Annotated in this window: 20 protein-coding genes and 1 riboswitch; of the genes, 9 read left to right on the forward strand and 11 right to left on the reverse strand. The window is 62.2% G+C overall.

Translation table 11 applies throughout. The features are described from left to right. Positions 1-13 precede the first annotated feature (13 nt). From LNV06_RS18100 to LNV06_RS18115, 4 genes are all read right to left on the reverse strand, one after another. Entirely contained in the window at positions 14-1,168 is a 1,155-nt protein-coding gene (locus tag LNV06_RS18100) for a response regulator (protein ID WP_263539693.1), read from the reverse strand. Between the two features lie 122 nt (positions 1,169-1,290). Continuing rightward, positions 1,291-1,872: a TMEM165/GDT1 family protein gene (locus LNV06_RS18105; RefSeq protein WP_263539694.1), complete on the reverse strand. Its 582-nt coding sequence runs from the start codon at positions 1,870-1,872 to the stop codon at positions 1,291-1,293. 55 nt (positions 1,873-1,927) lie between these two features. After that, positions 1,928-2,086: riboswitch (yybP-ykoY riboswitch) on the reverse strand. A 33-nt stretch (positions 2,087-2,119) separates the two neighbouring features. After that, on the reverse strand, positions 2,120-3,571 hold the full coding sequence (locus LNV06_RS18110; protein WP_263539695.1) for a M16 family metallopeptidase: 1,452 nt from the start codon (positions 3,569-3,571) through the stop codon (positions 2,120-2,122). 92 nt (positions 3,572-3,663) lie between these two features. Beyond that, positions 3,664-5,103, reverse strand: coding sequence for a M16 family metallopeptidase (locus LNV06_RS18115; RefSeq protein ID WP_263539696.1), 1,440 nt, complete (start codon positions 5,101-5,103; stop codon positions 3,664-3,666). Between the two features lie 146 nt (positions 5,104-5,249). Here LNV06_RS18115 and LNV06_RS18120 point away from each other — a divergent pair, with 146 nt between their 5' ends. From LNV06_RS18120 to LNV06_RS18130, 3 genes are read left to right on the forward strand one after another with little or no spacing between them, the layout of a single operon-like run. Beyond that, positions 5,250-5,639 (forward strand): VOC family protein, encoded by a 390-nt coding sequence (locus LNV06_RS18120; protein WP_263539697.1) that lies wholly within the window; start codon positions 5,250-5,252, stop codon positions 5,637-5,639. Between the two features lie 12 nt (positions 5,640-5,651). Next, positions 5,652-5,900, forward strand: a complete 249-nt coding sequence (locus LNV06_RS18125; protein WP_263539698.1) for a TfoX/Sxy family DNA transformation protein — start codon at positions 5,652-5,654, stop codon at positions 5,898-5,900. A gap of 32 nt (positions 5,901-5,932) precedes the next feature. Then, positions 5,933-7,930, forward strand: a complete 1,998-nt coding sequence (locus LNV06_RS18130; RefSeq protein WP_263539699.1) for a monovalent cation:proton antiporter family protein — start codon at positions 5,933-5,935, stop codon at positions 7,928-7,930. Here the strand turns inward: LNV06_RS18130 and LNV06_RS18135 are convergent. The 3 genes from LNV06_RS18135 to LNV06_RS18145 all read right to left on the reverse strand — a co-directional run bounded on the left by LNV06_RS18135 (position 7,920) and on the right by LNV06_RS18145 (position 13,791). After that, positions 7,920-9,584, reverse strand: a complete 1,665-nt coding sequence (locus LNV06_RS18135; RefSeq protein WP_263539700.1) for a SulP family inorganic anion transporter — start codon at positions 9,582-9,584, stop codon at positions 7,920-7,922. The two genes, LNV06_RS18130 and LNV06_RS18135, sit on opposite strands and share 11 nt — an antisense overlap. Before the next feature lie 35 nt (positions 9,585-9,619). Further along, positions 9,620-11,602 (reverse strand): GGDEF domain-containing protein, encoded by a 1,983-nt coding sequence (locus LNV06_RS18140; RefSeq protein ID WP_263539701.1) that lies wholly within the window; start codon positions 11,600-11,602, stop codon positions 9,620-9,622. A 104-nt stretch (positions 11,603-11,706) separates the two neighbouring features. Next, entirely contained in the window at positions 11,707-13,791 is a 2,085-nt protein-coding gene (locus LNV06_RS18145; protein ID WP_263539702.1) for a tetratricopeptide repeat-containing diguanylate cyclase, read from the reverse strand. A gap of 286 nt (positions 13,792-14,077) precedes the next feature. Here LNV06_RS18145 and LNV06_RS18150 point away from each other — a divergent pair, with 286 nt between their 5' ends. The 6 genes from LNV06_RS18150 to LNV06_RS18175 are packed head-to-tail and all read left to right on the forward strand — an operon-like array spanning position 14,078 to position 19,197. Beyond that, the gene (locus LNV06_RS18150; protein WP_263539703.1) at positions 14,078-14,818 is read left to right on the forward strand and encodes a TetR/AcrR family transcriptional regulator; all 741 of its coding nucleotides are present in this window, start codon (positions 14,078-14,080) and stop codon (positions 14,816-14,818) included. Continuing rightward, positions 14,815-15,330 (forward strand): DUF2867 domain-containing protein, encoded by a 516-nt coding sequence (locus LNV06_RS18155; protein ID WP_263539704.1) that lies wholly within the window; start codon positions 14,815-14,817, stop codon positions 15,328-15,330. Before LNV06_RS18150 ends, LNV06_RS18155 begins: the two co-directional genes overlap by 4 nt. Before the next feature lie 7 nt (positions 15,331-15,337). Continuing rightward, complete coding sequence (locus LNV06_RS18160; RefSeq protein ID WP_263539705.1) at positions 15,338-16,669, forward strand: ABC1 kinase family protein; 1,332 nt, start codon at positions 15,338-15,340, stop codon at positions 16,667-16,669. A gap of 28 nt (positions 16,670-16,697) precedes the next feature. Continuing rightward, positions 16,698-17,075 carry a DUF6463 family protein gene (locus LNV06_RS18165; RefSeq protein WP_263539706.1) on the forward strand — a complete coding sequence of 126 codons (378 nt, stop codon included), beginning with the start codon at positions 16,698-16,700 and terminating at the stop codon, positions 17,073-17,075. A 33-nt stretch (positions 17,076-17,108) separates the two neighbouring features. Beyond that, the gene (locus LNV06_RS18170) at positions 17,109-17,963 is read left to right on the forward strand and encodes an acyl-CoA thioester hydrolase/BAAT C-terminal domain-containing protein (protein ID WP_263539707.1); all 855 of its coding nucleotides are present in this window, start codon (positions 17,109-17,111) and stop codon (positions 17,961-17,963) included. 28 nt (positions 17,964-17,991) lie between these two features. Next, positions 17,992-19,197 carry an SMP-30/gluconolactonase/LRE family protein gene (locus tag LNV06_RS18175; protein WP_263539708.1) on the forward strand — a complete coding sequence of 402 codons (1,206 nt, stop codon included), beginning with the start codon at positions 17,992-17,994 and terminating at the stop codon, positions 19,195-19,197. Positions 19,198-19,262: 65 nt separating this feature from the next. Here the strand turns inward: LNV06_RS18175 and LNV06_RS18180 are convergent, their stop codons facing one another. The 4 genes from LNV06_RS18180 to LNV06_RS18195 form a co-directional block, all read right to left on the reverse strand. Then, positions 19,263-19,745, reverse strand: a complete 483-nt coding sequence (locus LNV06_RS18180) for a helix-turn-helix domain-containing protein (protein WP_263539709.1) — start codon at positions 19,743-19,745, stop codon at positions 19,263-19,265. 144 nt (positions 19,746-19,889) lie between these two features. Beyond that, positions 19,890-20,459 carry a hypothetical protein gene (locus LNV06_RS18185; RefSeq protein ID WP_263539710.1) on the reverse strand — a complete coding sequence of 190 codons (570 nt, stop codon included), beginning with the start codon at positions 20,457-20,459 and terminating at the stop codon, positions 19,890-19,892. Between the two features lie 147 nt (positions 20,460-20,606). After that, positions 20,607-22,304, reverse strand: a complete 1,698-nt coding sequence (locus tag LNV06_RS18190) for an ABC transporter ATP-binding protein (RefSeq protein ID WP_263539711.1) — start codon at positions 22,302-22,304, stop codon at positions 20,607-20,609. A 140-nt stretch (positions 22,305-22,444) separates the two neighbouring features. Further along, a complete protein-coding gene (locus LNV06_RS18195) occupies positions 22,445-23,488 on the reverse strand; it encodes an ABC transporter permease (RefSeq protein WP_263539712.1) in 1,044 nt (347 codons plus the stop codon).

The following is a 23,488-nucleotide window of genomic DNA, read 5'->3' on the forward strand; positions in this document are numbered from 1 at the left end:
CCGAGGCCTTGGATCAGACTTGCTGATTGAGCTTGTTGATGATCTTGCCAAGAAACTTCTCGACCTCTTGACTCTTGTCGAGAGAGGCCATCACCTGGGCGGCATGCTTCTTGATGATGCTGCTGAGAAAGTTCTCTTGATCGTCGGTCAAGCCAAGCTTCATGAAGCTGGCCTCCACCTCTTCGGAGAGCTCCTCAAAAACGCCTTGCACCTCCATGCGCTGGGTGTGGCTGCGCGCCGAGATATCGGTCAAGGCATTGCGAGTCATGCTGACCAGATGGCGCACATCGGCCAGGTCGCGGGTCGCCAATTCGGTGTCGAGTGCGGCCACCCGAACGATGGCGCCCTCGACCAGCATCGCCACATTGTCGATGGCGCGCCCCATGCGCTCGGACTCGCTGCGCTCCATTTCGCTGCTGCGGTCCATGCGCAAATTGCGCACAAACAAGACCACTGAGCCATAGGCAAAGCCGGTATGTGGGCCCAGGGGCCGAATCCGCTGACCGCCTTTTTGCGCGATCAGGTGGTCAAGAATTGAGTTCTCCAGCGCGCTGCAAGGGCCACGGCCATTGCGAGCAATCAGCTCGCTGCGGCCCTGAATGCGCACGCAACCTTCCAAGGCGTAGCGCTGCAAGGCGTCAAGAATCGCCTGTGCCACTTCGGCATAACTGCTGCAGGCGCCTAGCTGACGCTGAAATTCCAGCACCACACCGGCCTCGCCCATCATGTCGGCGGTGGAGAGCACCGCGTTCATGGTCTCTTCCAGTTGGCCGCTCAACTCCAGCTGCTTGGCGCGGTTGGCGAGCACCAAGCCAATCTTGGCGATCAGCTCACCGGCATCAAAAGGCTTGGGCAGGTAGTCCGACCCGCCGGCGGCATAACCCTGTAAACGCTCGTCAATGCTGATGCGCGCCGAATGAAAGATCACCGGAATGTCGGCGCTGATGGGCGCGGCCTTCAATTGCTTGCAAGTCTCATACCCATCCAGCACGGGCATGTCCACATCCAACACGATCAGATCAAAGGCCTGGTCTTTTGCACACAGGGCCAGAGCCTCGGTGCCACTGGTAATGCTCGTTACGTCGAAGCTGCCCTCTAACGTGGCCTCCAACATCTGCAGGGTCAACTCGTCATCGTCGACGAGCAAAACACGAGAACGCTGTGTCATTGATGGCTCCCCTAGCAAACTCGATATGGGTCGAGAAAACAGAGGCCCATTGAACCAGCATTTTCCAGCCGCGCCAAGGCGTCTATGACACTTCCATGGCGCTTCAGTGGCGCTTTAACAAATCAAAGGCCAAAGCGCTCGCCCAGGCCGCCCAAAGTGGCCAGCCCCAAGAGGGCAAAAATCAGCGCGGCCACGCCATGGACCAGGCGCAAGGGAATCTTGTGAGCGATGCGATCGCCCAGCAAGACCGCCGGCACATTGGCGATCATCATACCCAGGGTGGTGCCCGCCACGACCGCAAAAAAGTCGTTGAACCGGGCGGCCAAGGCCACGGTAGCGATCTGCGTCTTGTCACCCATTTCAGCCAGGAAGAAGGCCAGCACCGTGGTGCCCAGCACGCCCAGCTTGAGGCGGCTATTGCCCTCGAGATCGTCGTCGATCTTGTCGGGGATCAAGGTCCAAACCGCCATGCCCAGAAAGCCCAGGCCCAAGCCCCAGCGCAAGACCTGCGGACTGAGCAGGCCGGTGATCCAAGAGCCCAAGGCCCCGGCAAAAGCATGGTTGGCCAGGGTCGCAATCAAAATGCCCAGGCAAATCGGGATGGGTTTGCGAAAACGCGCGGCCAATAAAAAGGCCAGCAACTGGGTTTTATCGCCAATTTCAGCGAGCGCCACAAGGCCGGTAGAGACGAGAAAAGCTTCCATATCAGTCTTTCGCGGCCGGCTTGAGAACCCGATGACCACGCACACGCCGGCCGCAAAGCAGGAGTGCGTGGTCAAAGGTCTTGCCAGGCAGAACCGTTCCAAATCGGACTGTTCCTGCTGCCGGCGCCATGATCCTGTGGGATCAATTGTGTTGACGCGGGCCCGCAAAGCTGTGCGGCGGCTACTCCCCAATGACCGTTCCATTCTAGCAAGGCCTGACCCCAGCGCCTTTGACCCCAGCCTCAGCTCAGGGCTTGCGGCCCGTTTTGCGCAGGCTGGCCGCATCCAGATCCAGCTGCTCGGCCGGGATCACCCACGCCTGTGGCAGCAGCTCACGCAGACCCGCTCCGGCAAGCGCCAGATCGGTGACGACAATGCTGCGCAGCGAATCAGCACCCCAAAAGCGAGAGGCAAAAGCCTTCACCGCGCTGGCATCCAGCGCCTGCAGTTGTTGGGGCAGCAAGGCCAGCTCGGCCAGATCCTCGCCACGCTCGATTTGTTCGGCCACGGCCGCGGCCAGGCCTTGCGTGCTCTCCAGCTGCCGGCCGAGTTCGCCAATCAAGACCGCTTGTCGCGCCGCCAGCTCGGAGGGCGTGACCTCGGCCTCACTCAGCTTGCGCAACTCCGCGCGCAAGAGGTCCAGCACCTCGCCGGCCTTGGCAGGCTGCGTCTGCGCGCCCAAGGTCAACATGCCGCCTTCCGGCAGCGATTCGACATTGCTGAAGGCGCCATAGCTGAGCCCGCGCTTGATGCGCACCTCTTGATTGATGCGCGAGGAATAGCCCAGGCCCAGAACCGCGTTGGCCAAGGCCCCGCTGCGCGCCAGGGTCAGGTCTTGCCCAGGTGAACCGAGCGAAGGCTGAGAAGCCCGCGAAGCCAATCCGACAAAGGGTGCCACCACCAGCACCGTACTTTGGCCGCTGCCCGGCAGGTCCAGCACCAAGTTGCGGGGCAGGGCCGATGCGGACTTCTCGGGCGGGGGGTCAGGTCTTGCCTGCGCTTCCGATATCGCCGGCAGCGCGGTCGGCCTCGGCTGCCATTGCCCAAAATGGCGCAGCGCCAGCGCACGGCCTTGAGCCAGATCCAGATCGCCGGCCAGAACCAAGCTCAGGTGTTCGGGCCGCAGGTATTGACGGCAAAAAGCCTGGACATCGGCTCTTTTGATGCGAGAAAGCGTCTTTGCACTACTCTGCCGCCCAGGCTCAGCATCGCCCCAGAAGAGGCGACGCGCCAATTTCTCAGCCAAGGCGGCCGGGTCGCTTTGTTCGAACTGAAGCGTCTCCAGCATTTGGGCGCGACTGCGCGCCAACTCAGCTTCGGGCAGGGTGGGGGCGCGGCTGACGGCCGCGAGCAAGCCCAATGCCTGATCCAGCTGTGGCGTCATCACCGTCAAAGACAGTCGGCTGCCCAGCGCCCCCGTGCTGATCTCGAAACCGCCGCCCAGGCTTTCCGCCGCTGCGGCCAGCGCGGCAGCATCCAGGCGCCGCGAGCCCAGCTGGGCGCCTTTGCTGAGCAAACCCAGGCTCAGCTCGGCCAAGCCGCTTTTGTCCGGGGGGTCCATCAAGCTGCCTGCTTGCACATTCAAAAGCGCCGTCACCAGCGGCAAACCACGCCGCTCCACCACCACCAGACGCATGCCATTGGGCAGCCGGGCTTGATGAAAGGTCGGCATCGTCAAAGCCAGGGCGGGCGCCGGCATGGGTGGCCGCTCGAAGCCTTGCTGAGCGAAAGCCGCGCCCAGACCTAGCCCGCATAGGACCCACACCGAAAGACACTTGCGCAGGTCGCGCCTCATGTACGCCCCGCCGCCGGACTCACCGAGTCACCATAAAGCACCGTGACGCGCGCTCCACCCAGCACATCACGCCGCACCACGGCCTGCACAGCGGCCGCCGTCAAGGCCTGCAGCTCGAGCAACTCACTTTGCGCAGCCCAAGCCTCGCCGCGCAACAAGGCAGCCGAGCCCAGCACTTCGCCAAGGCCTTGCGGCGTTTGACGCTTGATCAAGGCCGCGGTCAACAGCTGGGTCTTGGCCTTGTTGAGGACTTCGGGCGAAATCGGTTCCTCGGCCAAGCGCTGGATTTCTCGAGCCAAAGGCTGGACCAAAGACGCCGCACTGCGACCCGGCGCGGCCATCGCATGCGCCACCAAGAGGCCAGCCTCGGCATTCAGCTGCGCCTCGAAACCGACGCTTTGCGCGATGGCCTTCTTGAACACCAAGGCCTCGGACAGGCGCGAAGACTCGCCCAGGGAAAGCAAGGCCTGCGCCAATTGCCAAGCGCCGGCATCGGCACTGCCGGCCTTGGGGCCTTGCCAGATCAACAAGGCGGCCGGCGCGGGTGCATTCGGCGCAGGCAAGTGGTGGGTTTCATCGCGCAGCCGCCGCGGCTCGGCCACAGTTTCGCGCGGTATCGGCGTGCTCGGGCGGCGAATGCTGCCGAAGTAACGGTCCACGGCGGCGTCCAGGCCCGGTGCCTCGAAGCCACCCACCACGATCAGCACCGCGTTATCGGGCCGGTAATAGCTGGCATGAAAATCGTTGACGTCGCGCAAAGTGGCGGCGTCCAGGTCTTCGATGCTGCCGATCACTGGGCGTCGGTAAGGGTGGCGCTGATAGCCCAAGCCGGGCACGGCATTGAACAGGGGGCCATAGGGGTCGGCCAAACCCGTCTGGCGAAACTCTTCCTTGACCACCTCGCGTTCGCTGTCGAAGTTGGCCTGGTCCACGGTCAAGTTGGACATGCGCTCGGCCTCGGCCCACAAAACCGGCTCGAGGTGATTGGCCGGCACCACGCAGTGATAAGCCGTCATGTCGTCGGCAGTGAAGGCGTTGTTGCTGCCGCCCACATCCTCGGTCATGCGGTCGAACTGCTCATTCGCCATATAGCGGGTGCGCTTGAACATCATGTGCTCAAACAGATGGGCAAAGCCGGAGCGCCCAGGCGGGTCGTCTTTGCCGCCGACGCGGTACCAGACCTGCACGCTGACCGTACTGCCCTCGGTGGGCAAGCTCAAGCACTCCAAGCCATTGGCCAGCACCCGACGCCGCAAAGCAGCCAAACTGAGCAGCGGGCTCTGCAGGACCTGCGGCGACAAAAGAGGCGGCGAAGATGGCACCCCACGCGTCTTGTCAGCGGCCAGCACCGGCCATGCGCCAGCGCCCAGCAGCGCTGCGCCGGCTTGCAGCAAGGCGCGGCGCCTCGCGGCCGCTGGCAGGGGTCTCATCAACATCGGGTGCTTTGCTCGTTCAAGGCTCTTCAAGGCTTTGCCAATGCGCCTCAGCATAGGCGCTGCTGCCAAGCACTGTCAGCAGCGGGCAGGCATGATAGGGCCGCGCGTCCATCCTTCTACACACCCAAGCTCAGGGAGTCTTGTCCATGCAGTTCGCCTACACCATTGTTTACGTCGCCGATGTGGCGGCCTCGCTGAAGTTCTTTGAAGCCGCCTTCGGCCTGTCGACCCGCTTTTTGCATGAGTCCGGCAGCTATGGCGAGCTGGAAACCGGCGCCACCGCCCTGGCTTTTGTGGATCACGCCACGGCGCACGACAGCGTTGGCCAAGACTATGTGGTCGCTGCCGGCAGCGCCGCTCCCTTGGGCATGGAGATCGGTCTGAGCACCGCCGATGTGGACGCCGCCTATGCGCGCGCGCTGCAGGCCGGCGCCAGCGCGGTCAACCCGCCCAAGACCAAACCCTGGGGCCAGACGGTGGCCTATGTGCGCTGCCCGGACGGCACGCTGGTGGAACTCTGCACGCCGATGGGCTGAGGGCTCAGGCCCATGCGCGGCCTCGGACCGAGCAGCCGCGCCCAGCTGGCTGCTTTAGGCATTCACACACTGGAGCAGCTGCGCCAGCACGAGCCCGTCGCCCTCTATGCCCGGCTCAAGCAGCAATGGCCGGCGGCCAATATGAATCTGCTTTACGCCCTGATCGGCGCGCAGGAGGACCTGGACTGGCGCCAGGTCGCGCGCGAGCGCCGCAGCGAATTGCTGTTGCGCCTGGACGATTTGGGTCTGGCCCCGCGCTGAACTGACATGCGGCGCCGCTTAATATCGGGGCCATGATTTCTTCTCTGGATTTGGCCCTGCTTTACTTGGTGGCTGCCGTGCTCGGCGTGGTGGCCTGCCGCTCGATGAAGCTGCCGCCAATGTTGGGCTATCTGGTGGTGGGGGTGTTGATCGGCCCGCATGCGCTGGGCTTCTCGGCCGACACCGCAAGCATCCGCTACCTCGCCGAGTTCGGCGTGGTCTTTCTGATGTTTGTGATCGGGCTGGAATTCAATCTGCCCAAGCTCTACAGCATGCGCCGCCTGGTGTTTGGCCTGGGGGCTTGGCAGGTGGTGATCACCATCGCCGGCGCGGTGCTCTTGCAACTGGGCTTGACCTGGGGCTTCGCGCGGTTTGGCCTCAGCTGGGGTCTGGATTGGAAAGGGGCGCTGGTGCTGGGCGCAGCCATGGCCATGAGCAGCACCGCCATCGTCGCCCGCCTGATGGCCGAGCGCCTGGAGTTGGAGAGCGAACATGGCAAGCGCGTCATCGGCGTGCTGCTGTTCCAAGACTTGGCCGTGGTGCCGCTCTTGGTGATGATCCCGGCGCTGAACAGCGGCGCCACCGAAATGGCCGAGTCGCTGGCCTGGGCGACCGTCAAGGCCGGCATCTTGCTGACGATTTTGCTGGTCGGCGGGCAGCGGGTGATGCGCTGGTGGTTGACGCTGCTGGCACGCCACAAGAGCGACGAGCTCTTCATGCTCAATCTGCTCTTGGTGACACTCGGTCTGGCCTGGCTGACCGAGCACTTCGGCCTCTCGCTGGCCCTGGGCGCTTTTGTGGCCGGCATGCTGATTGCCGAAACCGAGTTCAAGCACCAGGTGGAGACCGACATCCGGCCCTTCCACGATGTGCTGCTGGGCCTGTTCTTCATCACCATCGGCATGAAGCTGGACTGGCATGTGCTGCTCGACCAGTGGTGGCTGGTGATCGTGCTGAGCGTGCTGCCCATCTTGGTGAAGTTTGGGCTGATCGCCGGCTTGGCCTGGTGTTTCAAAGCGCCCACGGGCGTGGCCTTGCGCACCGGTTTGTATCTGGCGCAGGCCGGCGAGTTCGGCTTTGTGATCCTGACCCTGGGCGTGCAACACCAGCTGGTGGCACCGCAATATGTGAGCCCGGTGCTGGCCGGCATGGTGATCTCGATGCTGGCCTCGCCCTTCTTGATCATGTACAGCAACCGCATCGTGATGAAGCTCTCCAGCAGCGACTGGATGATGCAGTCGCTGCAGCTGACCACCATCGCCAAAAAAGCCATCAAGGCCGAAGCACACGTCATCATCTGCGGCTACGGTCGCAGCGGCCAGAACCTGGCCCGCTTGCTGGAGGGTGAAGACATCCCCTATATGGCGCTGGACCTGGACCCGGATCGGGTGCGCCAGGCCGCAGCAGCCGGCCAAAGCGTGGTGTTTGGCGACGCCGCGCGGGCGCAAAGCCTGATGGCCGCCGGCCTGGCCCGCGCCAGCGCGGTGGTGGTCAGCTTCCCCGGCACCGCCTCAGCGCTGAAGATCTTGCGCCTGGTGCAAGAGCATGCGCCGCAGGTGCCGGTGATCGTTCGCACCATCGATGACGGCGACTTGGAACGCCTGCGCGAAGCCGGCGCCACTGCCGTGGTGCCCGAGGCCATCGAAGGTTCGCTGATGCTGGCCAGCCATGCGCTGGCTCTGGTGGGCGTGCCGATGCGGCGGGTGATCCGGCTGACGCGAGACGCGCGCGATGCGCGTTATGGGCTTTTGCGTGGCTACTTCCATGGTGCCGATGACGACACCGTGGAAGAACGCCACCATGCCCGTCTGCGCAGCATCACCCTGCCGGCCAATAGCGCTTATGTGCACCAGACCCTGGGCCTGCTGTCGCTGCATGCGGCGGCGGTCAAGGTGGTGTCGGTGCGCCGCGCCAATGGCCGGGTGCTGGAGGCCGATGATCAGCTGATGCTGGAGGTGGGCGACACCCTGGTGCTGTCAGGGGTGCCCGAGGCCCTGGCCCTGGCCGAGGAAAAGCTGCTCAGGGACTGACCCAGTCCTCGACGCTCATGCCCTGGTGGTGGCTCAGGAAGAGCTGGCCTTCGAACCAACGCGTCCAGTCGCTGGCCTTGAGCAAGTCCAGCACCGGGCCTTTCACCTCAGAGAGATCCAGGCGCAGGCCTTGGCGCTTGAGGCTGTCATGCAACTCGCGCAAGGCCTCCAGGCCGCTGAAGTCGATGCTGTTGACCGGCGACATCATGATCACCACGCGCTTGACCCCAGGGTTCTGAGTCAGATGCACTTGCACCACATCGGCCAAGGTACGGGCATTGGTGAACAAGAGGCTTTCATCGATGCGCAAGCCCATCACATCGGACAAACGCTCCACCGCATAACGGTCCACATTGCGGTAATGCTCGGTGCCGGGCACTCGGCCGATCAACGCCACATGCGGCTGCGCGGTGCGCTTGAGCAGCAGAGCGATCGAGCCCAACACGCCCAGGCCCAGGCCGGCCGCCACGCTCCAGCACAAGACGATCAGCGTCACCGCCAGCATCAACAAGGCCTCGGGCCGCGCATAACGCCAGGCTTCCGCATAGGGCTTGAACTTCAGGCCCGACAAGACCGCCACCAAGATAGTGGCCGCCAACACCGACTTGGGCAACCAGGCCAAGGGCGTGGCTAGCAAAAGCATGGCCAGCAACATGAAGAGCGCCACGAAGGCGCCACTCCAGCGCGTGCGGCTACCGGCGTCGTGCAGCAACACGCTGCGCGAGAAGCTGCCGGCCACCGGCATGCCACCACTCAGAGCCGCCACCACATTGGCGGCCGCCAAACCTCGCAACTCAGCGGCCGGGTCCACCCGCGCATCGCCGAGCTTGACGCGCCGCCGCCCCAGCGACTCGGCCACCACCAGGCTGGACACATAGGCCATCAAGGCGACCAACAAAGCATCCGGCAGCAAGCGCAGCCACAGCGCAGGGTCGAGCCGGGGCAAGGTCAAACCCAAATCCAAAGGCGGCAACACACCCACCAAGGGCACGCCGCGCGAAGCGGCGTCACTGCCATGGGCCAAGAGCATGGCCGCCAGCAGCAAGACCAGCGGCATCAAGCGCGCCCAACTCGGGCGCAACCAGCGCCGCGCTCCCAAGAGCAGGGCGCAGCCGAGGAGGCCGTACACCGCCGTCAGACCTTGCCAGGTTTGCGGCGTGTGCAGCCACTCCTGCGCCAAGGTCGGCAGATCAAAACCGCGGGCGGTGCTGCCCAGCAGCACCGGCAACTGGCTCATCGCAATCGCCAAGGTGGCGCCGGTTTCAAAGCCATGCAGCACCGGCACGGACAAGAGCGAAGCCAGCGCATCCAGACGCAGGGCGGCGGCCAGCAGCAAGATCAGGCCAATCTCGGCCGCCAACACCAAGGCACCCTCTGAGGGGCTGACCCCGGTCGGCAGCTGCCCCAAGGCCTGCGCGATCATCAGCGCCAGCACCGCCACCGGACCCACCGCCAAGACCGGGCTGGAGCCCAGCGCCGCATAGGCCAACAGCGGCAAAAGGCTGGCATACAAGCCCACCTGCGCCGGCAGACCGGCCAACATCGCATAGGCCAGGCTCTGAGGAATGAGCAGCACGCTGACCACAAAGCCCGCCATCACATCGGCGCGCAGCAGCTCGCGGCGCGGGAACAGGGCGGGGCTCGGGTTCGTCATGGGCAGATTGTCTCAGCCCGGCCGCGCCGAGGCGCTCAGGCCTGAGCGGCCTGAGGCCCCAAAACCTGGGTCAGGCTGACGCGCTCGGAGCTGCACGCGGCGTCAAAGTCGGCCTCGATCTGGGTCAGGGCATCGGTATCGCGCGCATCGACGGTGGCGATGCCCATGGCCCGGTTGCGCCCCTGCGACTTGGCGGTGTAGAGCGCCATATCGGCCCAGTTGACCGCTTGCTCCCAAGGCAGAGTCAGGTTCGAGGGTGGCAAGGGGAAATGCGCAAAGCCTATCGACACGGTGATGCGCAGAGGGCCGTCTTCGGTGGCAATCGTCGTGGCACCCACGCCCTGCAAAATTCGCTCGGCCAGGGCGCTGAGTTGCTCTTGGCTGACGTCGGGCGCAAACACCAGAAACTCTTCGCCGCCCCAGCGCACCACCAGGTCTTCGGCCCGCACCGCATGGCTGAGGCGCCGCGCCACTTCGCAGATCACCACATCACCAATGCCATGGCCGTGCTGGTCATTGACATGCTTGAAGTGGTCGATGTCAATCATCAGCAGCGCGCCGTTAAAACTCGCTTCCTGCGGGTTTTGCTGCTGCTCCATCACCGCCAAGAAGTAGCGGCGGTTGGCCAGATCGGTCAGCGGGTCGCGTTCGCTTTGGGCGCGCAACAAGACCTCATTGGCCTTGAGCTTCTTGTTCGCCTGCCGTACCCGGTTGACCATGACGCCGGCCAAAACCAGGGACAAGCCCAGCAAGACCGCCATGGCCAGGCCGACCTGCTGGGTCAGCTGCCGGTTCGCCAACTGCCGCTCCACCAGGGACTTGTCGCGCACCAGCAGATCAAATTCGCGTTGCTTGCGGTCGCTGTCATATTTGACTTTCAGCTGCTCCAGCGAACTCTGGCGGTTGCGCGCCACCAGCTCCGCGTTCAGCTTGCGTTCTTGGTGGAAGTCAGCAATCGCCTCCTTGGGCCGCCCCATCGACGCCCAGGCTTCGCCTTGCTCGCGCAACTCTTCCATCAAGGCGGCCTTGCCGGCCTGGTCTTTGTCCATCTGGTTCAGCTGGGCAATCTCGCGATGGGCGGCGTCGAACTGCCCCAGCAAGATCAAGGACTGCACCAAATTATTCCGGGCGGTGCGCTCGGGCCGCCGGTCACCATATTGAAGCAAAGTCGGCAGCGCCTGCTCCACCAAAGCCTTGGCACGGGCCGGCTGCTTCAAGCGCAGATTGGCATCGGCCAGGCTCAGCTGCATATAGGCGGCCACATGCGGGGCATCTGCTTTTTTGGCCAAGTCCAAGGCTTCGTCCAGGGCGCGCACCTGCAGCTCGATCTGTCCCTGGCGTGCGGCCAAGCTCGCCTCTTGCCCCTTCACATAGGCTTGCGTTAAGGGCTGGCCCTGGGCCAGTTGCAAGGCCTGGGTGATCCAGCGCTTGGCTTGCTCGGGCTGCTCCAGGCGTTGGCTCAAGAGTGCCAGCGCGCCGAGGCTTTGAGCCCGCATGAAGTCATCCTGCCCCGCTTCGGCCAAGTCCAGGCGGCGCCGGGCGGTGGCCTCGGCCAGCGCCAAGGCGCCGTCATTGCCTTGCTTTTCTTCCCGCAGGCGCAAGGCCGACCAGGCATTGCGGAAATCACAACCCTGCTGAATCACCTGCTGCGCGGGCCGATCTTCAGCGCACCAAGGAGCCAGCGCCTCTAGTGCCTTGAGCGCATGCTGTGCGGCCTCTTCGGAGCGGCCGGCGTAATCGGCCTCTTCGGCACGCAAGACATGGGCGCGGGCGGCTTGCTGCGCATCTTGGGCCAGGCGCTGCGCGATCGCCAGGGTTTGCTCACCCTGGCCCAGGCGCAGTTGAATGCGCGCCTCGGCTTGCAGCAACTGGCCATCAAAGTCTCGATTGCGAGCTTCGGCCTGCAGGCGCTTCAAGTCTTGCAAGGCCTGCGTCGGCCGGTCGAAGGCCAGGCGCTGCAAGCGGCTCAGCGTTTGATCCAAAGCGGCGTCCAGCGGCGGCGCGGGCGGCAGCCGCAATGCAGCGCTTCTTTCAATCGCTGCGGTTTGCGCCGCTGCGGGCAAGGGCCCGACCCAGCAGCAAGCGGCCAGCAGGCAGCAGGCATTCCATCGAAGGCGCAGCCTCATGCGGGCACCGCCGCTTCACAAGCGATGGCCGGGCAGACTGGTCCGCTCAAGGCCCGCAGCTGCACCGAGCCCTCGTGCCAAGCCGCTTCCATACGACCGGCCAAGGCCAACAAAGTCGCTTCGTCGCTAGCCTCGATGGACTCGATGCCATAAGCCTTGTTGCGGCCATGGGCCTTGGCCATATACATCACGGTGTCGACCAGATCGATGGCGCGCTCCCAGCTCAGGGCCAGGCCATGCGGCGCCACCGGGAAGGTGGCAAAGCCGATCGAGGCGGTGATGGCGATATGCAAAGCCCCATGCGTGACCGGCTGCTCGCCGATCTGATCCAGCAGGCGCTGCGCCAGCACATTGGCGTAGTTGGGATCGGTAGTTTCCACCACGATGAGGAACTCCTCGCCACCCCAGCGCACCACCAGATCGTCTTCGCGCAAGGTGGCGCGCAGACGCTTGGCGATATCCACCAAGACGGTATCGCCGGCCGCATGGCCATGCACATCGTTGATGCGCTTGAAATGGTCAATATCGATCAAGAACACCGTGCCGCTGAGCTTGCCCTGATCGGCGAGGCGCTTGATGGCGGCCTGGAAATGGCGCCGATTCGACAAGCCCGTCAGGGGGTCGCGTTCGCTCTGCTTGCGCAAAGCCGCATTGCTGTGGGCCAGCGACTCATTGGTCTTGCGGATGCGCTGATAAGCCAAGACCATCAACACACCGAACAGCACGACACAGCCGGCCAAGGCCGCCCACAGCTTGAGTTGCAGATTGCGCGCCAGCAATTGCTCGTTCTTCAAACTCATATCGCGGTTGAGCAGCTGCAACTCCTTGTCGCGGCGCTCATCGTCGTAATTGGCCTGTGCCTCCAGCACGGCCTTCAAGGTCTCTTCGCGCAAGACCTGGTCGATCAATTTGCGGTGCTGGTGATAGGCCTCGACGGAGCCCGCCAGGTCGCCTGCCTTTTCTAAATAGGTGCCCAGCTCATGGAAACCGAGAGCAGCGCCGCTCAGCGCGCCACGCTTGAGTTCGATCTCGGTGGAGGCCAGCACATCACGTTTGCCCTCGGCCGTGCGCTTGAGCGCGATTTTGGCCAAGCCCATATTGGCTAAGGCGACCGACTCGGTGGACAGGTCTTTTTCCTTGCGCGCCAGCGGCAGGCTCTCTTCGGCATGCTTCAAGGCTTCTGGGTAATTGCCTTGCTTGAGGTGAAAGTCTGCGTAATTGGCCAAGGCCAGGGCGATGCGGTCCGGCAGCTCCGATTGCCGAGCCACCCGCAGCGCCTCTTGTTTGGCTTGCCCGGCCAGCTGAATTCGGCCCAATTCGGCGTACACAATGCCGCGCATGGTGTGCACCGCATAGAGCAAGGTGGGGTCGGGGTCGCGCTCCACATCTTTCAACGCTTCGGCCACGGTTTGCTCGGCTCGCTCGAATTGCATGGCTTGCACATAGGCATCCGCCAAGTCAATCTGCGTATTCGCCCGGCGCCAGTTGGAGCCGCTGCTCTCGGCGAGCTTCAAGGCCATGTGCAAACTGGCCAAGGCCAGTTCGATCTGCCCGGTGTCCGATTGCAAGCGACCCAGCAGCTGATAGGCGTTGATCAAAAGCGGCAGCGGCGTGCTCGGTGGGGTGTAAGCGGCCAATCCCGCCATTTCCTTCTTCGCCGGCTCGAGTTGCCCGAGCATGGCCAAGCGCCGAGCCTTCAGCAAGTGGCTCACCAAATTGGCCTGCGGCTTGCTCGCAGCATCGGGCCAGTCAGCCAGCTGGGCCAGCAGCGTACTGAGCTGATCTTCTTCGCGCAGGCGGGCCAGCAAACTGCCCTTCAGGCACAGCAAGTGCAACTGCTCTCGGCTGCCGGGTGCCAGGCGGCTTTGCAGCACGCCCAGTTCCTGCACCGAATCTTGGGCCTGAAAATTGCCACGGCGCTCGATGCGGTCCAGCTGTTCCGACACCGAAGGCTCGGCCTGCGCAGCGGGCAAGCACAAGGCTTGCAGCACCAGCAGCAAGAACCCACTGAAGATTTGAACGCACAGGGCTGCGCCCACGCGGGAGGGCGACTGCTTGCCTGCGGAATTGCCTGTGCTCATCGCGACTTCTATCGGCATCCTTCAACCTGACTTGATTCGAACGGCCCGAAAGCAGTTCGCCTTCTCCCATGCCCGCGACTTATTTAACGTGCTCAGACCGAGCCCTAAGACCAGCCGGGCTGCAGTGTAGTGAAAGCTCCGCATCTGCGAACCTGCGGTTTGCGAGCAATTCACCCCGTCGCCGCACCGATCTCGGCCCCAGATGCGTCAGCACCCCTCGTCTAATGAGTATGCACACTCCTTAATTACTGATACATTGCACGTCAAAGAGTAGCGAGTATTCATTATGCGCACCAGCAAAAGCCAGCAAGAGAAGACCCGACGCCAGATCCTGCGCTGCGCCGTCGAGCTGATGACGGCCCAGGGCTTCGAAGGCACGACCATGAAGCAGATCGCTCGCGCCGCTGAGCTGGGCGATGCCACGATCTACAAGTACTTCCCCAGCAAAGAGAAGCTGGTGCTGGCCTACTTCGAACAAGCGGCGGTCGACGCTCTGGTCTTGATGCAAAAGACCAAAGGCCAACAAAGCTTCGCCTTGCAAGAGCGCTTGCAATTGCTGGTGGACAGTCTGCTGGAGTTGCTGCTGGCCGACCGGGAGTTTGTGGCCATCGCCCACCAGATGGTGCAGGGTGCGCCGATGCTGCTGATCGGCCAGAACATGCCCGGCAAGGAGCCCTTGCGCCAAGCTTTCATCGAGATGCTGACGCAGGCCGAGGCCGCCGGCGAGATCGCACCCTGCGCCTTCAAACCCAGCCTGGGCGGCCTGCTGGCGGACTATGTTTACGGTATCGCCGCCTATTGGCTGAAGGACGACTCCGAACAATTCGGCAACACCACCCAGCTGGTCGACCTGAGTCTGGGCGTGCTGGTGCTGGCCCTGCAAAGCGGCATCGTCAACAAGCTGCTCGATCTGGGCGGCTTCATGCTGCGCAGCCAGCTGTCTCGCTTGCTGCAAAACCAAGGCGGCGGTTTGATGGAGCTCTTGAGCTTGGCCAAGCGCGGCCTGAGCCAGGGAGGCCGGCCATGAGCGCCCGGTCCACCATCAGCGCTTGTGCGCTGCCTGCGGCCAGCCGCATCGCCCAACGCACGGCCGGCGCCGACTTTGCCGACAGCTACAGCTTCGCCGACCCCCAGCCCGAAACCAGCGCGCTGCAAAGCTATCTGGCCTTGACGGCGCAAACACCGGCCTGGATGAACGCCTTGATGAGCTTGCGCAACCAAGTGGTGCGCTGGGTCGGACTGAAGCACCTGGGTCAGCTGAAAACGCTTCGCCCTGGCAAGGCCTGGCAAGACTACCGCCCTGGCGACCGCGTCGGCATCTTCAGTCTGTCGGACCTGCATGCCGATGAAGTGATTCTTTATGACGACGACAAGCATTTACGCGTGCAGGTCTCGCTCTACAAGGCCGAGGGGCGCATCTGGCTCAGCACCGTGGTGCATGAGCACCAGATCCTCGGCCGCGTCTATATGAGCGTGGTCGGCCCGGTGCACAAGTTGATCGTGCCGCTGATGCTGGCGCAAGCGAGCGCAAAACTCTGAGCCCCGCATGAGCAGCAGCAAGCCTCCTCGCACCGGTCGGCTGGCGCGCAGTGCCATCGCCGGCGCCGCCGTGGCGCGGGCCGGGGTGGCGCATCTGGGGCACAAGCTCGGCCAATTGGGGCAAGACCTGACCCCGATCGACGAAGCTGCGGCACAGACCGAGCACCAAGCTCAGCTGGGCCGCATCCTGTTTGCTGCGCTGAACCAACTGAAAGGCACTGCGCTGAAGGCCTCGCAATTGCTCAGCATGGAGCTGGGCCTGCTGCCCCAGGCCCTGCGCGATGAACTGGCGCGGGCGCATTACCAAGTCACGCCGCTGAACCGCGCCCTGGTGATCAAGCTGATGCGCCAGGAGTTGGGCGCCGGCCCGGAAGACTTGTTCGCCAGCTTCGAGCCTCAGGCCTTTGCCGCCGCCAGCTTGGGCCAGGTGCATGCCGCCACCCTTCACAGCGGCGAAGCGGTAGCCGTGAAGCTGCAATACCCCGGCATGGCGGCCTCCATCCACAGCGATCTGGCCCTGCTGCGCGGCTTGCTGAACAAATTCGGCAGCAGCTCGGCTTTGCCCCAGCCCGAAGTGCTGGATGCGCTGATACAAGAGATCGCCGCCAAGCTGAATGAAGAGCTGGACTATCTGCATGAAGCCGAGCAACTGCGCTGGTTTGCCGATCGCCTGAAAGACCAGCCCAAGCTGCGCCTGCCGCAGCCGGTGGAGGCCCTATGCAGCAAACGCATGCTGACCATGCAGCGCCTGGACGGCCTGCACCTGAATGAATGGCTGGCCGCCCAGCCCAGCCAGGCCGAGCGCGACCACTATGGTCAGCTGCTCTTCGACCTGTTTTTGCGCAGCGTGTTTGAACTTCAGCGCTTGCAAGCCGACCCGCATCCCGGCAACAGCCTCTTCATGCCAGGCGGGCAACTCGGCTTGCTGGACTTTGGCTGCACCCGCAGCTTGCGGCCGATGTTCTGCCAGCAGCTCAGCGCAGCCTGGTGTGCTTTGCTGCGCCAGCCCGTGGACGCCGAGGCCTTGCAGCAAGCCTATGTTTCGCTGGGCCTGCTGAGCCCTGAGATGAGCGCAGCCACCTTTGTGGCGGAACTGCTGCCGGCGCTGCAAGAACTGCTGGACTGGCAGGTACGGCCTTTTCGCCAATCCGTCTTCGACTTTGGCCAACACCCACCCCCGCCGCGCACCGGCGCGGCCCACCAACGCACCGCCGTCGGCCACCTACACGCCGTCGCCCCGGAACTGCCTTACTTTGACCGCAGCTACTTGGGCCTCTTGCAGACGCTGCGTGCACTCGGCGCGCGGGTGCAGACGCGCAACCGCTGGATTCGAAGCTGAATCTTCCTGACTTAGAAAGTCTCTCACCATGATGATGAACCCCTCTCCCCTTGCCTCACGCCCTTGGATCGGCCATTGGCTGATGGCCGTGGCTGCGCTGCACACCTTGTTCGCCCTGCTGGTGTTTCGCCTACCCCTCTTGAGCATCGTGCAGCGCGGCGTTTTCAACACCGTGGGTCAAGACCCAATGAGCGCGGCCACGGTCTGGTTCTTCTTATTCGGTGTCGTTCTCGCCTTGCTGGCCATGGCCATCACACCCTTGGAGCGCAGCAATATCGCCGCGCCACTGCGCCGCCTGGGTTGGGGCGTGCTGGCGCTGAGCGTGCTGGGCGTCGTCTTGATGCCCGCCTCAGGCTTTTGGTTGGCCTTGCCCGCCGGCCTCGCGCTGATCCGTAAAGCGGGCTGAACCGTCTGGCCCTGAACCTAAGGCATTCTCCCCATGCACAAGTTTGTTTTCTCTTGGCTTTTCGCTAGCCTGCTTTGCTTCGCCGGCCCCAGCAAGGCGGCCGGCTATGACTTCGAGGTCAAGACGGTTCAATACAAGAATCTGGCCGCGCGCCTGTATTTGCCCAAGACGCCGGAGAAAGTGCCGGCGGTGATCGGCTTTGGCGGCTCGGACCCCAGTTGGGGCTTTGCCGATGCCAACGGCGCGATGATGGCCTCCAACGGGATTGCCGTGATCGGCCTGGTCTACTTCAAGACCGAGCCCGGCTTGCCCGCCACGCTGGACCAGATTCCGATGGAGTACTTCATCAGCGCCGTGGACTATGCGCAAAGCCTGCCTGAGATCGACGGCCAGCGTATCGGTGTGGTCAGCGGCTCGCGCGGCGCGGAAGCTGGTTTTCTCTTGGCCATCCTCGACCCGCGCATCAAATCGGTGGTCATCACCACCCCCAGCAAGGTCGCCTGGGGCGGCATGACTTCATCGCGCTCGGCCTGGACTTATCAGGACCAAGATATTCCCGCGCTGCATTTGCCTGATTTACCGAATATTCCGCAAATTGAGCGATTCAAAATCGCGCTGTCAGAAACCGAGAAGGTCAAGGCCGCCACGTTTGCTTTTGAGAAAATCCAAGGTCCAATTCTGTTGATTTCGGCTGAGAATGATCAAATCTGGCCGGGCACGGCGATGAGCCAAGACATCATGGACTATTTGAAATCCCACAATTTCAGATACTCCGCGGTGCACAAGTCTTATCCCACCGGCCACGCTTTCAGCCAAGCCTCGGCACCTGAAATCAAGCAAATGATTATTGATCATTTTGTCGCTACGCTGAAGCAAGGCAATCCCTGAGCTGTTATTCACCAAACTTGCCTGAGCCATGCACCAAACAAAAAACTTCATTGCAGGGGCTGTAGGCCATCTGCTGCGTGCATGTGTCGCTGCGTTGCCATTCGGCCTGCTGTTATCGGCTTGCAGCAGTGCGCCCGTCGGCAACTGTCAAAGCATTCCAGGGATTGACGCCATTTGCGGCTTCAAGAACCCGGAAGATATCAAGCGCCTGCCCGACCAGAAGACTTTACTCATCAGCCAGGTGGGCAGCTTTGGTAAACCAAAGAGTTCAGGCAGCCTGGTGTATTTCGACTCGCAAACCCAGAGCATTAGGCCGGCATTTCCTACTGTGGTGACACCAAAGCTTTCAGAGAGTGGCGTCGACATCAACAACAAGAGCACCAGCAGCAATATCTGGGGCGCCAGCAATTGCCCCGGAATGCCCGGTCCAGAGTTTTCACCGCTAGGTATTTCGCTGCAGCAGCGGCAGGATGGACGCTGGCAGGTGGCGGCGGTCAATCAGGGTCAGCGCATGAGCGTCGAGATGTTCGAACTTTTAAAAGTTGGCGCCCACTACGGTTTAGAGTGGCGCGGTTGTGTAGCCATGCCGGCCGAGATTGCGATGAACAGCGTGGCGCTTTTGCGCAGCGGCGGCTTTGTGGCCACGCATATGTTTGACCGAAGCGCGCCCAGCCTGTTCGGCTTCAACATCAGTTTGTGGAAATCCCAGCTGGGTTTTGATACCGGCTATGTGTTCGAATGGCAGCCCAGCCATGAAAAGGATTTGCGCATATTGGCGGACAGCCACGGGCCATTTTTGAATGGCATCGAGTTGAGCGCCGATGAAGCGACCGTATTCTTCAGTGTCACCTTGGCCAATCAGGTTCGCAAACTCGATCGCGCCAGTGGAAAACTGCTGGGAAGCGTCAAATTAGAACGTCCGGACAATCTCGCCTGGGATGAACAGGGGTTCTTGCTGGTCGCCTCAATGACTGGCAGTCGGCTTGAGAATTGGGCGTGCATCCAGCACGCCGGCGAAAGCTGTGGCATGGCATTCAAAATCATGCGCGTCCATCCGGATAATCTGCGTTCGGAAATTGTGTTCGCACATGAGGGGGCGCCAATGGGAGCAGCCACGGTGGCGCAACAGATGGGTGATGCACTTTATTTGGGATCATTCACCGGGGACAGAATCTTGAAAATTGCTTACCTCAAGAAAACCTTTGAGGATAAGGAAACTTTGCTGGGAAAATAAATGAGCCCGCCCCCAACTACGCGAACCCAACTGCGAAACAGCGCGCCGCGTTCTGTTCATACCCCTTAGCCTGGGGTATTGCCTGACATACTCAAATCACCACCCTCATACCAAACGCCGTATTTGTCCCCGAGCCAAATATGGAGGCGAAAGAGATAGGCATTGGACAGCATTATAATTCCCCCCACCAGTGCCGGCTCATTGACAAGGCCAAGAACGCAGAAGGCGAAACCGAAGAGGTGCGATATGAATTCCACCTTGCAGGCAGATTTGCGTGTTGGGCGGAGGCTGAAAAAATTCACGGCGAAAAGCCATTTGAGGCCGGTAGGTAGTCGCTGCCAGTTATCAGACTGTTTGTCCATTTCGAAATTCTCCTGGGTTAAGCTTTTGACATCAACTTCAAGCACTGATGCCAAACACTTCAGGGATTCCAAGCTCGGACTATGGCCGCTTTCGATTCGCTGAATGGTCCGCACGCTGAGGCCGGACATTTGAGCCAATTGCTCTTGAGATAAAAGACGGCTAATGCGTAATTGCTTAAGAATCATGGAGTTGCTTGGTGAACAGTGCACCCAGATCATGTGGCGAGATTAGCAGTGGCGGTTAGGAAAACACCACGACACCCACCCGACAAAAGCCCGACAGACACCCGACAGCTGTAGAGAAAATGGGGTCAGGTTCATGTTCCGAGTTCATTCGATCTGAAGACTCGCAAAAGCGTAATCACGATCGAAATGCCGCAGCAGGCTGTCGAGCAACTTGAGATTCAGTGCATTGCCAAAATGCTCGTCCTTGCCGGCCGCCACGGCATCACGATGGCTTTGCAGGGCGACTCGGTCTTTCTCTAGAAAGGCAATGGTCGCGCGAACATAGTCGTTCCAGCGCAGTGATCCTGGCTTGCGATCGTCTTTGTCACTGAGTACGGTTTTTGAATACCGAACCGCAGCGACCGTGTCTCCTTGGGTCGCCCGAAGCTGGGCGATATGCCAACGCAGGGAGCTTTGCTTGGCTCCATTGGCGGCGATATAAGCCTCGATCAAATCCGCCGCCTGCTTCTCGCAGCCCGGCTCTCTCACAAGCGCTCGAAAGCCCTGGCCCTCGGTTTGATCAAAGGCCCGGTAGTCCAAACTCAGATCGGTCTTGAGGCGCTCTTGGTAGAGCCGCTCGCAATCCAAGGCTTGAACGCCCCCACTGAGCAAAAGCAGGCTGCACAAAGCAAACCAGGGCAAGCATCTTGACTCAGGCATTTTCAAACGACGCATGGGCGTAGGCAGATCAAGTCGAAGAACAGGAGGAGGAAGGGTACGCCCAAGAAAATGGGGTCAAGAAAATGGGGTCAGGTTCATTTGATATCTGAACCTGACCCCATTTAGAACCATTTAGAAAGCTCGGTACCGAGCCGTTTGTTTTTAGGCTGCTGCTGCCGCTGCGACCTCGCCGCCTTGGTAGCCGCGTGGCACCGCGCCCAAGAGCTTGCGGGTGTATTCCTGCTTCGGCGCATCGAGCAAGGCCTGGGTCTCGTTTTGCTCGACCACATCGCCGTTCTGCATCACCAGCACTTCGTCGGAGATGAACTTCACCACCGCCAAGTCATGGCTGATGAAGACATAGCTCAGGCCGAACTCGTCCTGCAGGTCTTTCAGCAAATTGAGCACCTGGGCCTGCACGGACACGTCCAGCGCCGACACCGCTTCGTCCAGCACCAAGACCTCGGGGTTCAGCGTCAGGCAGCGTGCAATCGCAATGCGCTGACGCTGGCCGCCTGAGAACTCGTGCGGGTACTTGTTCAAGACCGTGTCGTCCAGGCCCACCTTCTTCAGCAGGGCGCTGGCGCGAGCCAGACGCTCTTCGTGGCTGGCACCGATCTTGTGGATTTCCATCGGCTCGACCAAGGTTTGGCCAATGGTGAAGCGCGGGTTCAGCGAGGCATAGGGGTTTTGGAACACCACCTGGATGCGGCGGCGCATCTTTTGCCAGTCATTGCCGCTCATCTTCAGCAGGTCTTTGCCTTCAAACAAGACCTCGCCGCCGGTCGGCTCATGCAGACGCAAAAGCGTCAGGCCCATGGTGGTCTTGCCGGAGCCGGACTCGCCCACCACGCCCAGGGTGTAACCCTTGCGCAGCTTGAAGCTGACTTCCTTGACGGCCTTGAACTCCTTCTTGCCGAACAGGCCGGCCTTGAAGAAGAAGCTCTTCTTCAGACCGCGCGCTTCCAGGATCACTGGCGCATTCGGGTCCTTGGCCTTGCCCACGCCTTCGCTGATGCTGCGGCCGGCGATGTGGTCGTCGATCACCATCAGGCGGGCCGGGTTCTCGGTCAGCGAAGGGCGGCAGGCCAGCAAGGCCTTGGTGTAGCTGTCTTGCGGATTGCTGAAGATCTGGGCCACCGGGGCCTTCTCGCGGATCTGACCGTGGCGCATCACCACCACCTGATCGGAGATTTCGCCCACCACGCCGAGGTCGTGCGAGATGAACAACAAGCTCATCTTGTGCGTTTCCTTCAGCTTGGCCATCAGTTCCATCACCTGGCGCTGGATGGTTACGTCCAGGGCGGTGGTCGGCTCGTCGGCGATCAAAAGCTTGGGCGAGCAAGCCAGGGCCACGGCAATCATCACGCGCTGCTGCTGGCCACCCGACATCTCGTGCGGATAGGCCTTCAGGCGGCGCTTGGGCTCGGGGATGCCGACCTCATTGAGCAGCTCTTCGGCCCGCACCAGGGCCTGCTTCTTGCTCATTCCCATGTGCTTGATCAGCGGCTCCATGATCTGGTCGGCCACGGTGAACACCGGGTTCAGCGAAGTCATAGGATCCTGGAACACGCAGGCGATGTCGCGGCCACGGATGGCTTGCAACTCGCGCAGCGAGCACTGGCGCAGGTCCTGCCCTTGGAACAGGATCTTGCCCTCGCGCTCGGCGTTGTCGGGCAGCAGGTTCAAGATGGACATGGCCGTCACCGACTTGCCCGAACCCGACTCGCCCACCAGGGCCACGGTCGAATTCTCGGGGATGTCAAAGCTGATGCCCTTGACGGCCAATGCGCGCTGCATCTGGCCGTCCACCTTGCCCATGCGGAAGGCGACCTTGAGGTCTTGAATGGATAACAACATACTAAATCTCTCCGTCTCGCTTTACAGCGCCCGCGTGGCGCTGAAGCACTGAAGCCAAGCGAAGCCCGCAGATCCGGCTTTGCCGGTCTGTCGGGCTTGCCCCCTTGAGGGGGCGCGCGCAGCGCGTAGGGGGTGGGTCATCACTCCAGGCCGCGCAGTTTGGGGTCCAGCGCATCGCGCAAGGCATCGGTGAACAGCGCGAACGCCGTCACGAAGATGGCCATCAAGCCCGTCACGGCGGCCAGCTGCCACCAGTAGCCCAGGATCAACTCGCTTTGCGATTCGCTCAGCATCGTGCCCCAGGAGACCTGGTCCACACCGACGCCCAAGCCCAGATAGGACAAGATCACTTCGCTCTTGATGAAGCTCACTACATGCAGGCTCAGCTGCACCAGGGCCACGTGCGAGACGTTGGGCAGGATGTGCTTGAACATGCGCGAGTACTTGGAAGCACCAATCGCCTCGGCCGAACGCACGTATTCACGCACCGAGTGCTTCATGAACTCCGCGCGAATCAGGCGGTAGATGCCGGGCCAGCCGGCCAGGCCCAGAATCATCACCACCGACATCACGCCGCGGCCGAAGATCACCGCGAAAGCGAAGATCAGCAAGATGCTGGGGATGGCAGTGAAGACGTTGTAGAGCCACTCCAGGAAGTCGCCAACGCGGCCCCCGAAGAAGCCCGACAGGGCGCCCAGCACGGTGCCGATGATGGTGGCCACCACAGCCGCCAAGACGCCCACCAAGATCGAAACCTCGGCGCCCTTGATGGCCTTGGACATCACATCGCGGCCCAGGCGGTCGCCGCCCAGCGGCAGCGTTTCGGCCTTGACCAGGGTCTCGGTCTTGTACTGCTTGGCGCGCTCTTCCCATTCCTTGTACTTCGGGGCCAAGGGGTCGATATCGCTCAGGTCCACATTCGGGCCCTTGGGCGTGACGATGGCGCCGGTGGCTTCGGCAGGCGCCGGGCCGATGAAGGTGGGCGGCGCATTCGGCACGCCAACTTCCTTCTGCCAGTTCTTGGCGATCAGGCCGGTGCTGGAGGCGATCACCATCAGCAAGAAGAAGCCGACGATGACCATGGACACCATGCCCACCTTGTCGGTGCGCAGGCGGCGCCAGGACGCAGCCCAGACGCCCTCTGATTTTTGAGCCGCCTTCGGTGCGGCTGTGTTGTTCGACAT

This window comes from Paucibacter sp. Y2R2-4 (assembly GCF_025717535.1).
Classification (GTDB): domain Bacteria; phylum Pseudomonadota; class Gammaproteobacteria; order Burkholderiales; family Burkholderiaceae_C; genus Paucibacter_A.

Bases quoted from the DNA above. Each gene is read 5' to 3' on its own strand.
- LNV06_RS18100 (WP_263539693.1), bottom strand. From the start codon at position 1,168: ATGACACAGCGTTCTCGTGTTTTGCTCGTCGACGATGACGAGTTGACC.
- LNV06_RS18105 (WP_263539694.1), bottom strand. From the start codon at position 1,872: ATGGAAGCTTTTCTCGTCTCTACCGGCCTTGTGGCGCTCGCTGAAATT.
- LNV06_RS18110 (WP_263539695.1), bottom strand. From the start codon at position 3,571: ATGCCGGCGCCCGCCCTGGCTTTGACGATGCCGACCTTTCATCAAGCC.
- LNV06_RS18115 (WP_263539696.1), bottom strand. From the start codon at position 5,103: ATGTTGATGAGACCCCTGCCAGCGGCCGCGAGGCGCCGCGCCTTGCTG.
- LNV06_RS18120 (WP_263539697.1), top strand. From the start codon at position 5,250: ATGCAGTTCGCCTACACCATTGTTTACGTCGCCGATGTGGCGGCCTCG.
- LNV06_RS18125 (WP_263539698.1), top strand. From the start codon at position 5,652: ATGCGCGGCCTCGGACCGAGCAGCCGCGCCCAGCTGGCTGCTTTAGGC.
- LNV06_RS18130 (WP_263539699.1), top strand. From the start codon at position 5,933: ATGATTTCTTCTCTGGATTTGGCCCTGCTTTACTTGGTGGCTGCCGTG.
- LNV06_RS18135 (WP_263539700.1), bottom strand. From the start codon at position 9,584: ATGACGAACCCGAGCCCCGCCCTGTTCCCGCGCCGCGAGCTGCTGCGC.
- LNV06_RS18145 (WP_263539702.1), bottom strand. From the start codon at position 13,791: ATGAGCACAGGCAATTCCGCAGGCAAGCAGTCGCCCTCCCGCGTGGGC.
- LNV06_RS18150 (WP_263539703.1), top strand. From the start codon at position 14,078: ATGCGCACCAGCAAAAGCCAGCAAGAGAAGACCCGACGCCAGATCCTG.
- LNV06_RS18155 (WP_263539704.1), top strand. From the start codon at position 14,815: ATGAGCGCCCGGTCCACCATCAGCGCTTGTGCGCTGCCTGCGGCCAGC.
- LNV06_RS18160 (WP_263539705.1), top strand. From the start codon at position 15,338: ATGAGCAGCAGCAAGCCTCCTCGCACCGGTCGGCTGGCGCGCAGTGCC.
- LNV06_RS18165 (WP_263539706.1), top strand. From the start codon at position 16,698: ATGATGATGAACCCCTCTCCCCTTGCCTCACGCCCTTGGATCGGCCAT.
- LNV06_RS18170 (WP_263539707.1), top strand. From the start codon at position 17,109: ATGCACAAGTTTGTTTTCTCTTGGCTTTTCGCTAGCCTGCTTTGCTTC.
- LNV06_RS18175 (WP_263539708.1), top strand. From the start codon at position 17,992: ATGCACCAAACAAAAAACTTCATTGCAGGGGCTGTAGGCCATCTGCTG.
- LNV06_RS18180 (WP_263539709.1), bottom strand. From the start codon at position 19,745: ATGATTCTTAAGCAATTACGCATTAGCCGTCTTTTATCTCAAGAGCAA.
- LNV06_RS18185 (WP_263539710.1), bottom strand. From the start codon at position 20,459: ATGCGTCGTTTGAAAATGCCTGAGTCAAGATGCTTGCCCTGGTTTGCT.
- LNV06_RS18190 (WP_263539711.1), bottom strand. From the start codon at position 22,304: ATGTTGTTATCCATTCAAGACCTCAAGGTCGCCTTCCGCATGGGCAAG.
- LNV06_RS18195 (WP_263539712.1), bottom strand. From the start codon at position 23,488: ATGTCGAACAACACAGCCGCACCGAAGGCGGCTCAAAAATCAGAGGGC.